The organism is Actinokineospora sp., from assembly GCF_050699995.1.
In the GTDB taxonomy this organism is placed as follows: Bacteria; Actinomycetota; Actinomycetes; order Mycobacteriales; family Pseudonocardiaceae; genus Actinokineospora.
This window is the reverse complement of the sequence record NZ_JBOHGC010000107.1, coordinates 1-3,273: the sequence shown is the minus strand read 5'-3', so window position 1 is coordinate 3,273 and position 3,273 is coordinate 1. Positions and strand designations below refer to the sequence as shown.

At 70.0% G+C, this 3,273-nt stretch carries 4 protein-coding genes; all 4 read left to right on the top strand.

All coding sequences use genetic code 11. The features are described from left to right. The first annotated feature begins 95 nt into the window (after positions 1 to 95). Positions 96 to 980 carry an acyl-CoA dehydrogenase family protein gene (locus ACRDSQ_RS06220; RefSeq protein ID WP_431419581.1) on the top strand — a complete coding sequence of 295 codons (885 nt, stop codon included), beginning with the start codon at positions 96 to 98 and terminating at the stop codon, positions 978 to 980. Further along, the gene (locus ACRDSQ_RS06215; protein WP_431419579.1) at positions 977 to 1,690 is read left to right on the top strand and encodes a transglutaminase-like domain-containing protein; all 714 of its coding nucleotides are present in this window, start codon (positions 977 to 979) and stop codon (positions 1,688 to 1,690) included. Before ACRDSQ_RS06220 ends, ACRDSQ_RS06215 begins: the two co-directional genes overlap by 4 nt. Next, on the top strand, positions 1,687 to 3,051 hold the full coding sequence (locus tag ACRDSQ_RS06210) for a TrpB-like pyridoxal phosphate-dependent enzyme (protein ID WP_431419578.1): 1,365 nt from the start codon (positions 1,687 to 1,689) through the stop codon (positions 3,049 to 3,051). The genes ACRDSQ_RS06215 and ACRDSQ_RS06210 overlap by 4 nt, the downstream gene beginning before the upstream one ends. Before the next feature lie 3 nt (positions 3,052 to 3,054). Continuing rightward, the coding region (locus ACRDSQ_RS06205; protein ID WP_431419576.1) for a hypothetical protein at positions 3,055 to 3,273 on the top strand (219 nt) is incomplete at its 3' end.

Sequence of the window (3,273 nt, the reverse complement as noted above, 5' to 3'; positions counted from 1 at the left end):
GCACCGCGTACCTCGATGCCACCGACTCCGCCACTCCCGCCATGCCAGCCATAGCACAACGGTAGCCACATTCGGGCTCGAAAACCTACATTATTTTGACGGGAGTCCTCAGTGCCGGGGTCCCGCTGCAGCGGTTCGGCACCGCCGAGCAGAGACGGGCGCACCTCACCCGGATCTGCTCCGGCGAGGCCATCGGGGCGCACGCGATCTCCGAGCCGGACAGCGGGTCCGACGCGCTGGCCATGCGCACGGCGGCGGTCCGCGACGGCGACGACTTCGTGCTCAACGGAAGCAAGACGTTCGTGAGCAACGGGCCGGTCGCGGGGCTGTTCGTGGTCTACGCACGGACACACCCTTCGGGCGGCCCGTTGGGCACGACCGCGTTCCTGGTCGAACGCGACACGCCCGGCTTCACCGTGGGCAAGCCGATCTCGAAGATGGGGCTGCGCACCTCACCGCTGTGCGAGCTGTTCTTCGACGACTGCCGGGTGCCCGCGGCCAACGTCGTCGGCAAGCCCGGCGGCGGGTTCCTGGTGCTCGACCACGTCATGAAGTGGGAGATCCTCTGCTCGTTCGCCATCAACCTCGGCGAGATGGCGCACCGGCTCGAACGCTGCGTCAAGTACGCGGGCGAACGAGTCCAGTTCGGACAGACGATCGGGTCCTACCAGGCGGTGTCGCACCAGATCGTCGAGATGAAGATGGGCGTGGAGACGACCAGGAAGTGGCTCTACGACACGGCGACGCGGCTCACCCGCGGGGAGAACGTCACCGTCGACATGGCCATCACCAAGCTCGTCGCCAGTGAGAGCAACGTCGCCTCGGCGATGGCCGCGGTGCGGCTGTTCGGCGGCAATGGCTACATGTCCGAGTACGGCCTGGAGAAGGACCTGCGCAACGCCGTCGCCGGGACCATCTACTCGGGCACGTCGGAGATCCAGCGCAACCGCATCGCGTCGATGATCGGGGTGGCCAAATGATCGACACCGCTGAACTGGCCGCCACGGAGTTCCTCGACCACGAGTCCGACGCGGTCCGCGCGTTCACCGAGAAAGCGCTGAGCACGTGCTCGGACGAGCCTCGCGAACGCGCGGCGGCGCTGTACCTGGCGGTGCGCGACGGCGTCCGCTACGAGGTGTACGGCGCGGACCTGTCCCGCACCGGCCTGCGCGCCAGCACCGTGCTGGCCGCCAAATCGGGGATGTGCCTGCACAAGTCGGTGCTCTACGCCGCCGCGCTGCGGGCCGCGGGCGTGCCCAGCAAGCTCGTGCTCACCGACGTGCGCAACCACCTGGCGTCCGACCGGCTGCGCGAACTCGTCGGCGGCGACGTGTTCCGGTTCCACTGCCTGACCAAAGTGGGCCTCGACGGCGGCTGGGTCACCGCGACCCCGGTGTTCAACAAGACGCTGTGCAGGCTCTACGGGATCACGCCGCTGGACTTCGACGGGACCGCCGACAGCGTGCACCACCCGTACGACCTCACCGGCAAGCGCCACATGGAATTCCTGCACGACCACGGCGAGTTCGCCGACCTGCCCTACCAGCTCGTGATCGACGGCCTGCGTGCCGCACACCCCGCCTTGTTCGCCACCGCCGACCAGTTCGCCGACGGCTCCCTAGTCGGCGATGCCATTTCGCCTGCCATTTCGCCAGCCACCCCGCCAGCCACCCAGGAGTGCCCACGATGACCGACCGCATCAAGTACCTGCTCGGCGAAGACGAGATCCCCCGCACCTGGTACAACCTCGCCGCGGACCTGCCGAACCCGGAACCGCTGCTGCACCCCGGAACCGGCGCCCCGATCGTCGTCGACGACCTGACCCCGTTCATCCCCGAGGTCCTGGCCCGCCAGGAGCTCAGCCGGGAACGCGAGATCGAGATCCCGGAGCCCGTGCGGCAGATCTACGCGCAGTGGCGGCCGTCGCCGATGTTCCGCGCCCGCAGGCTGGAGCGCGCGCTCGACACCCCCGCCCGCATCTACTACAAGTACGAGGGCGGCAGCCCCGCGGGCAGCCACAAGCCGAACACCGCGATCGCCCAGGCCTACTACAACAAGGAAGCGGGCATCAACCGGCTGGCCACCGAGACCGGCGCGGGCCAGTGGGGTTCGTCGCTGTCGCTGGCGGGCGCGATGTTCGACATCGACGTCCAGGTGTTCATGGTGAAGGTCAGCTACCACCAGAAGCCGTACCGCAGGCTGCTGATGGAGACCTACGGCGCGCGCTGCGTGGCCAGCCCGAGCGTGGAGACCGAGGCCGGTCGGGCGATCCTCGCCGAGGACCCGGACTGCTCGGGCAGCCTCGGCATCGCCACCTCCGAGGCGATGGAGGTCGCGCTGAACGACCCGGCCACCAACTACGCCGGCGGCAGCGTGCCCAACCATGTGCTGCTGCACCAGAGCGTCATCGGGCAGGAGGCCATCGCGCAGATGGCGCTGGCCGACGACTACCCCGACATCGTGGTCGGCTGCGCGGGCGGCGGCAGCAACCTGGGCGGGCTCGCGTTCCCGTTCCTCGGCGCGAAACTGCGTGAGGGCAAGGAGGTCCGGGTGATCGCCGCGGAGCCCGCCGCCTGCCCGACGCTGACCCGCGGCAAGCTCGCCTACGACTTCGGCGACACCGCCGGGATCTCCCCGCTGCTGAAGATGCACACGCTGGGCCGGACATTCATCCCGCCGTCGTTCCACGCGGGCGGCCTGCGCTACCACGGCATGGCGCCGCTGGTGAGCGACGCGCTGATGAACAACCTGATCGAGGCGGAGGCGGTCAAGCAGACCGCGTGCTTCGCCGCGGGCATCACCTTCGCCCGCGCGGAGGGCATCGTCCCGGCGCCGGAGTCGACCCACGCCATCGAGGTCGCCATCCGCGAGGCGCTGCGCTGCCGCGAGGAGGGCACGCCCAAGACGATCCTGTTCGGCCTGTCCGGCCACGGCCACTTCGACCTGTCCGCCTACGAGGCCCACCTCACCGGCGCCCTGCGCGACGAGGACTGCGACGAGGCGGAGATGGCGCGGGCGCTGGCCGACCTGCCCGGATTCCCGGGCGCCTGACCCATGCGACTGAAGATCTGCGGCGCCACCCGGGCCGCCGACATCGCAGTGCTCGCCCAGGGCGGCGCCGACCTCGTCGGCCTGTGGTGCGGCGTCCCGGGCGGCCACGCGGACCTTCCGGCCGACCGGTTCACCGCGCTGGCCGGGTCGGCGGCGAACGCGGGGATGACGCCGGTGCTGGTGACGTTCCTGACCAGCTCCGCGGCGGTCGCCGACCTGGCG